The organism is Neobacillus drentensis NBRC 102427, from assembly GCF_001591445.1.
GTDB classification, from domain to species: Bacteria; Bacillota; Bacilli; order Bacillales; family Cytobacillaceae; genus Neobacillus; species Neobacillus drentensis.
In genome coordinates this window covers 21,434-28,142 of record NZ_BCUX01000006.1, presented here as the reverse complement: position 1 = coordinate 28,142, position 6,709 = coordinate 21,434, and the positions used below count along the sequence as shown (strand labels likewise).

The 6,709-nt window shown below is 37.0% G+C and carries 7 protein-coding genes; 6 read left to right on the top strand and 1 reads right to left on the bottom strand.

Annotated features, from left to right (window positions below):
* Positions 1–150 precede the first annotated feature (150 nt).
* On the bottom strand, positions 151–873 hold the full coding sequence (locus BDR01S_RS03775; RefSeq protein WP_082797296.1) for a C39 family peptidase: 723 nt from the start codon (positions 871–873) through the stop codon (positions 151–153).
* A gap of 251 nt (positions 874–1,124) precedes the next feature.
* Between BDR01S_RS03775 and BDR01S_RS03770 the strand changes: the two genes are divergently transcribed.
* The 6 genes from BDR01S_RS03770 to dapD all read left to right on the top strand — a co-directional run bounded on the left by BDR01S_RS03770 (position 1,125) and on the right by dapD (position 6,652).
* A complete protein-coding gene (locus BDR01S_RS03770; protein ID WP_066252433.1) occupies positions 1,125–2,336 on the top strand; it encodes an EAL-associated domain-containing protein in 1,212 nt (403 codons plus the stop codon).
* A gap of 213 nt (positions 2,337–2,549) precedes the next feature.
* Positions 2,550–2,786 carry a YkuJ family protein gene (locus BDR01S_RS03765; protein WP_066252435.1) on the top strand — a complete coding sequence of 79 codons (237 nt, stop codon included), beginning with the start codon at positions 2,550–2,552 and terminating at the stop codon, positions 2,784–2,786.
* A 152-nt stretch (positions 2,787–2,938) separates the two neighbouring features.
* On the top strand, positions 2,939–3,382 hold the full coding sequence (cbpB, locus tag BDR01S_RS03760; RefSeq protein WP_066252437.1) for a cyclic-di-AMP-binding protein CbpB: 444 nt from the start codon (positions 2,939–2,941) through the stop codon (positions 3,380–3,382).
* Positions 3,383–3,437: 55 nt separating this feature from the next.
* Entirely contained in the window at positions 3,438–4,949 is a 1,512-nt protein-coding gene (locus BDR01S_RS03755) for an MDR family MFS transporter (protein ID WP_066252438.1), read from the top strand.
* Between the two features lie 34 nt (positions 4,950–4,983).
* Positions 4,984–5,871, top strand: coding sequence for a transcriptional regulator CcpC (gene ccpC / locus BDR01S_RS03750; protein WP_066252440.1), 888 nt, complete (start codon positions 4,984–4,986; stop codon positions 5,869–5,871).
* A 70-nt stretch (positions 5,872–5,941) separates the two neighbouring features.
* Entirely contained in the window at positions 5,942–6,652 is a 711-nt protein-coding gene (gene dapD, locus BDR01S_RS03745; protein ID WP_066252443.1) for a 2,3,4,5-tetrahydropyridine-2,6-dicarboxylate N-acetyltransferase, read from the top strand.
* Positions 6,653–6,709 lie beyond the last annotated feature (57 nt).

Sequence of the window (6,709 nt, the reverse complement as noted above, 5' to 3'; positions counted from 1 at the left end):
CCCAGAGATATTTGCATCTCTAAGCCTTTTTTACTGTGCAATATACTGTGAATATTGTGTTGTGGAATTTATGTGATTTGCTATGGATTAGGTTGTGATTAACCATTTTGCATCTCACAAGTAAACCCGTTAAAAAAATGGCTGCTCTTCTTATTTATAGCTAACGGCACGGCTTCTTAAAGCCTTCCATGAAGAAATAAATTGTTGTTTGCCAACTCTTACCTGTTTTTTACCAGAGAGGGGATCGTTTAAATAGACATATTTTGGATCATAGCCAACTAAGACGACAGCATGTAAATCAAGCGGTGTTTTAATGTATTGGTTCCCGTGATACCAGCCCTCAGGGCGGTCTGGTAAACGGTAATCCCCGGTGGTCCATACAACCACTGGATAACCCGCTGAAACATGCTCTAAGACCCGGTCAAAGGGCTGGTTAGTTAAATTGATGGCTCTTCCAGGGAGCTTTTGATTGATTAAGGTAATCATTGGTTGATCAAATACTGCATACCCTGCTCTTCTGCCAGTCATATCCCCAACAAATCCATCAGCGGGATTTCCCCAACGTATGATGTCACCCTTTGGGGATTTAATGAGCGGGTCTAAATCCTTCCGGACAGATCGGTAAAGATCCATTTTACTTGTTTTTACGCCAGCATAATTTAGTACCATTGCCAGGCTTGTGACTTCGCAGCCGTATTTTAGTTCCGGATTTTGCTTAATTAATACGACATTTAGCATGGCAGACTTCTTTTTTGGGGCAGCATGAACCACTTGTTTATTTTTCACATTAATCACTTGATTTTTTAGTTCGTTTATGGTGTATCGTTTATTTTCTAAATCTGCAGTTGATGTGTTTTGAGTATTCTCTTTCATGGATATCGTGGAAAGAGGCTGTGTACTTTCTGTGCTAGGTTCTGTATTCGCGTGAAATTGGCTAAATCCAAGCAAGGGAAGAATCGCGGCTAATAAGCAAAGTTTTTTCAGGAACGTATCCTCCTAATTGAACAGCTTAAAGATAGGATATGATTGTTTATAAGCGACTATAATGGTATCCTTTTGGAAAAGAACGAGTATCCCACGTTCGGCGTATGGTATAATAAGAAAAAAATTTTGGAGGTACTTGGATGGATGCATTGGAAATACTATCGGATCTTGAAAATGTATTTCCCTATTTTCAACCGATTTTTAGTGCCGATGAACAAAGTGTAATTGCCTATGAGGTTTTGGGGAGATATAAATCAGAAGGGAACATCGTTAGTTTAGGGACCTTTTTTCAGGATGATCAAATTCCTGATGAATATAAATTTGAAGTGGATTTGATAATAGTCAAAATGGCGCTGGAAAAAGCGCTAAAGCTTGATGAGGAAATAAGTATATTTCTCAATCGGAATGCTGATTTATTAATGTATGGGCATGGTGAGCCTTTTTTACAAGAACTTCTTGCATTTGAAAAAAAAGGGTTTATGTTAAATCGAATTGTTCTAGAAATTTCCGATCGAAATTATACTGGAGATTTAGACCAATTTGATCACTTATTGCAATATTATCGAACCTACGGGATTAAAATAGCGATTGCAAGAATTGATAGTGAAAGCAGTTATTTTGAACGGCTTGGACAACTTGAACCAGATATTTTAAAAATTAACTTGCAGGCTTTAAAGTCAACATCAACAGGAATAAATTTTAACGATGTATTATTTACCTTATCCCTTTTGGCTAGAAAAATAGGTGCCACACTCTTGTTTGAAAATATAGAAATGAGCTACCAGCTTCAATTTGCTTGGAAAAATGGCGGTCGATATTATCAGGGTTATTATTTGCAGCCACCCGCAGCAGAATTCATTTCACGTGAAATTCTAAAAGATCGCTTAAAAGAGAAGTTTCACGACTTTATCTCCTATGAGAAAAAGAAATTAGAAGCTGTTTATACTACTGCTGAATTTTTTCAAGCCAAGGTTCAGGAAATTGTGATGAAAAACAGAAGTGCAACCTTTCAAATCCTATTTCAAAATCTAATAAAGGAATTGGATCAGATTGCCTTTCGAATGTATGTTTGCGATGAAGACGGTTTTCAGAAATCTGCTAATATTTTTAAGGGAAAAGAGGGCTGGATTACCCAATCCGAATATATTCAAAAAAATTGGAGTTGGCGGCCTTACTTTTTAGAAAATATTATTAAAATGAGAAATGAACGAAAAGGCATCCTATCTGATTTGTATAGTGATATTGATACCGGGGAGACCATTCGTACATTTTCATTCCCAATGAATGGGGAAGAGTATTTGTTTATTGATATATCCTATCAATATTTGTTTCAACACGACCAATTACTTTAGCAAATACCTTTTTTTTATGACGTTTTTAAAAAAAAAAACCTATTTTTTTTATTTTTACTTGGACAAATGGGCAACGTTATTTTATTCTTTTAATATTGGCATATTGAATTATTAGGTTGGAAAATTATGAAAGTAACCCACTCGAATAGAAAATGTGCCAAGTGAGAAATATAATTGTAGATGTTTGTTTGGGTTTGAAAGGAGACGGAGCCGATGTCACAGCTTCAAGGTATATTAACAAGATTAAAAAATCTTCAGGAACAAGCTAATAGTGGTGAACCAGCACAACGCTATTTCGAGGTAAACGGCGATAGAAAGTGTCAAGTAACATTTCATCCGAAAACGGAGACATTTGAATTAGAAGTATACAATGAAAAGGAAAAACCGAAAAGATATCAATTTGATAATGTTGATATGATTACAATTGAAATTTTTGATTTGATTCAATAAGGAACCTTATGGGTTCCTTTCTTTTTATTTTCAGCAGGTGCGAATTTTTGCTTGAATGTATCTTTTGTTACGTTTCCAAAATTAGCACAGACACCCGAAAACTGTGGTAGAATGTATCTGTAGAAAAACAAATTTTTGAGGAGTTTTCGGCAATGATCAGTCTTCCTAATGGCGAATTTTTAAAATTAACGATAAAAGAACTAATGATACCCTCCGAGCGTGTAGCACATGTCCAGATTGGCAATAATCTCGAACATGCCTTATTAGTCTTAACCAAAAGCGGTTACACAGCTATACCTGTATTAGACCCTCATTACAAGCTTCATGGGTTAGTTAGTACCCCAATTATAATGGATTCTATCCTTGGTCTAGAAAGAATTGAATTTGAACAATTGGAGAAAAAAAGAGTGGAAGAGGTTATGAAAAGCTCAATTCCACGAGTTAAGATTTCTGCATCCATTCAAAAATGCCTTGAGTTACTCGTTACCCAGCCATTTCTATGTATTGAGACTGAGGATGGTTACTTTGAAGGGATTTTGCCTAGAAGTACTTTATTAAATCAATTAACTAAAATAATAAAAAAGAATGGAAGATGATACATTTAGGCTCCCGAGAAGGGGGCTTGATTTTTTTAAAGTTAGAGGTGTGAATATGTGTAGCTCTACTGAGGACATATCTAAAGGAAAGCTCCAAAAAAGGCAAACGAAAAAGACACTAGTTTTGGTTGCAGTTATGTTAGCCATGTTTATGGGGGCGATTGAAGCAACGATTGTTTCAACCGCAATGCCTGCAATTGTCGCAGATTTGGGCGGGTTTAAATTATATAGCTGGGTATTTTCTGCTTACTTATTAATGAATTCTGTCACAGTTCTTATTTATGGAAAATTATCTGACTTATTTGGTCGAAAACCAATTCTTACGATTGGAATAATCATCTTTTTAATTGGCTCTATTCTTTGTGGATTTGCCACTTCAATGAAAATGCTAATTTGTTTTCGTTTGATACAAGGATTTGGAGCAGGTGCAGTCACACCCATTGCGACAACGATTATTGGTGATATCTATACATCGGAAGAAAGGGCAAAGGTTCAAGGGTACCTATCCAGTGTTTGGGGAATTTCAGCGATTACCGGGCCTGCAGTTGGTGGTTTACTTGTCCAATTTGTAAGTTGGCATTATGTTTTCTGGATTAACATCCCTCTTGGGATTCTTTCTTTAACTGGACTATGGTTGTTCTTACATGAAAATGTCCAAAGGAAAAAACATGAGATAGATTATCTTGGAGCTATTCTATTAACAGTAGCTATTTCTTCGTTAATGTTTATCCTTGTAGAAGGTGGGAACCACTTTGCATGGGGATCTTGGCAGTCGTTAAGCTTTTTTGCTATTAGCGCCATAACCTTACTTGGGTTCGTCCTCCAGGAAGGCCGGGCTAGTGAACCGGTTATGCCTTTTTCAATTTGGAAGGAACGCTCAATACTCATCGCAAACACTACATCGCTTGCAACGGGTATCATGTTAATTGGAATATCGAGCTTTTTGCCTACATTTGTACAAGGTGTTATGGAACAAACGCCTATTGTGGCGGGTTTTACGTTGACATCTATGTCAATTGGCTGGCCAATAGCATCGACACTATCGGGACGTATGCTGATTTCCATGGGTTATCGTAAAACATCTATTATCGGTGGAGTGTTGTTAATCATTGGCAGCATTACATTTGTGACCATGTCAGCATCCTCTGGGCCATTATGGGCTGCATTGGGTTCTTTTTTGATTGGTTTAGGCATGGGTCTAACATCAACTGCTTTTATTGTTTCGATTCAAAGTACAGTTGGTTGGGAACAGAGAGGTATCGCAACCGCATCGAATATGTTTATGCGAAATCTTGGTAACACAATGGGTGCAGCATTAATGGGAGGGATTCTTAATAATCGTTTAAGTCTATATTTAAGCCAGAAAGATTCTTCCTTATCAATAGAGGATGTAAATAGGCTCTTAAAACCAGCTGAGCGAGAAAAGCTCTCTGAATCGGTCCGAGGTGTCTTGCAGAATGGGCTAACTTTTTCCCTGCACTCTGTCTATTATGCCGTTCTCGCATTGGCCATCATTAGTTTATTGTTAATATTCTTTATACCGAAAAAGAATGATAGCTCTGTGTAACCTTCACAGAGTTTTTTTTAAGGAGGGGGAAATCTTGTCCTCATTGTCTGAATTTCAATTATTATCTATCTTGGCGCAAGAGATGAATATGCGAAAGGCTTCAGAAAGACTATTTGTTTCACAACCAGCTCTTTCGCAGAGATTACAAACAATCGAAAAGGATTGGGGAACAAAGTTATTTATTCGATCTCAAAAAGGTTTAGCGCTTACTCCTTCGGGTGAACATGTCATTCAATTTGTTAATGAAGTCCTATCCAAGCAAGAAAAGGTACGTGAAACCATTTATTCACTTCAATCAGAAGTGTCAGGCACCTTGAAAATTGCTGTTGCTTCGATTGTAGGCCAAAACTGGCTTCCGCAGGTTTTAAAGAAATTTATTGATCGATATCCGCAAGCCAAAATTTCATTAGTAACCGGCTGGAGCAGTGAAATATTAAAATGCTTATATGACGACCAGGTTCATATTGGGATTATCCGTGGTACACCTGATTGGAAAGGAATTAAAGTTCATCTATTTAATGACCCACTTTATTTAGTTGATAGGGAAATTACCAGTCCGGAACAAGTTTTAAATACTGACCGCCCCTTCATTCAATTTAAAAGTGATTCAAATTATTATCAAGAAATTCAAGATTGGTGGATGCGCAACTTTAAGACATCACCTAAGAGAACAGTTGTTGTAGATCAAATTGAGACATGTAAACAGATGGCCTTTAATGGAATTGGTTACGCGATTTTACCAGCAATAACATTAACAAAAGCTGACAGGGATATTTTCAAAATACCCCTTGTTGATGAAAATAATGAACCTTTACAACGTGATACATGGCTTTTGGGCTATGAGTCTTCCTTTCAACTAAAGCAAGTTAATGCCTTTGTCGAGCTAATTAAGGAATATATCGCTGAATCTTCAGAAGAATAAGGTTGTTTTTCTTGTTTTCATTTCTTTTGTTTGTTAAAGTATTTTTTAGTACAACATAGGGGGTAAATTTATGAAGATGATGGATGCAAATGAAATTATTTCTTTTATCCAAAATAGTAAAAAATCCACACCTGTTAAGGTTTATTTAAAAGGGGAATTAGAAGGAATAGATTTTGGAAGCAATACAAAAACCTTTATTAGTGGAAATACTGGTGTCCTATTTGGTGAATGGTCTGAAATTAATGAAGTATTAGAAGCGCATAAAGAGAAAATTGAAGATAAAGTGGTTGAAAATGACCGTCGAAATTCAGCAATTCCATTATTAGACACAAAATATGTTAATGCCAGAATTGAGCCAGGCGTTACTATTCGTGATCAGGTAGAAATTGGTGACAATGCCGTTATTATGATGGGTGCGGTTATCAATATTGGTGCTGTTATTGGGGAAAAATCTATGATTGATATGGGTGTTGTCCTTGGTGGCAGAGCAACTGTCGGTAAGAATTGTCATATAGGGGCTGGAACTGTTTTAGCAGGTGTAATTGAACCACCTTCTGCAAAACCAGTGGTCATTGAAGATGATGTCCTTATCGGAGCAAATGCTGTTGTCCTTGAGGGAGTCACAGTTGGGACAGGATCAGTTGTTGCTGCCGGTGCAGTAGTTACTCAAGATGTAGCCCCTTATACAGTGGTGGCAGGGATGCCTGCAAGGAAAATTAAAGATATTGATGAAAAAACGAAGTCAAAAACTGAAATAATGCAAGAGCTTCGTCAACTTTAAAAGCGGAAGCGTCCGTTTAGTGAAGTCCACTAGACGTTGGGCGCTGGAGCTAGATAG